The sequence below is a fragment of the Heliobacterium chlorum genome (genome assembly GCF_014502795.1).
GTDB lineage: Bacteria > Bacillota > Desulfitobacteriia > Heliobacteriales > Heliobacteriaceae > Heliobacterium > Heliobacterium chlorum.
Genome location: NZ_JACVHF010000159.1, coordinates 1 through 470, shown reverse-complemented (window position 1 = coordinate 470; position 470 = coordinate 1). Strand labels below are relative to the sequence as shown.

The following is a 470-nucleotide window of genomic DNA, read 5'->3' as shown; positions in this document are numbered from 1 at the left end:
ACTCCAAAACCGACACCGGCTGAATTCCTGTTGCTTATGGCCGAGCAACTGGTGGCTATGGAAAAGCAAATTCAATTGACCTGTGAGAAAGCGGATGCGGCCCACGAACGAATTTCTGAAGTTCATGAACGTGTCGATCAATGGGACCACGTGGACACCGAAGGGGATGCGAGACAACGATTGAACCGCCTGATTCGTAAGTACGCAAATCTTACGGGCATGAAGTACGGTCAGGCATATCAGGAATTCACGAGTTGTTTTAATATCGCTTATCGCACAAACCTCACCTATCGATGGACCAGTTATATGAAAAAACACAACGTTACCATCAGCCGGATTGAATATTTAGGTATCGCAGGTTTACTGGAAGACGGACTTCGCGTGATTGATAAAATGCTGGCTCCGCACTATCGGAATCCGACGATAGAGAAAAGTGCTTAAGTGGTTCGTATTCGAGGAATTGATGTCGA

General features: G+C 46.4%; 1 protein-coding gene. It reads left to right on the top strand.

Features of this window, described 5'->3' with window-relative positions; translation table 11 throughout:
• On the top strand, window positions 1-441 hold a 441-nt coding region (locus tag H1S01_RS20760), incomplete at its 5' end, for a hypothetical protein (RefSeq protein ID WP_207732450.1).
• Between the last annotated feature and the right edge of the window lie 29 nt (window positions 442-470).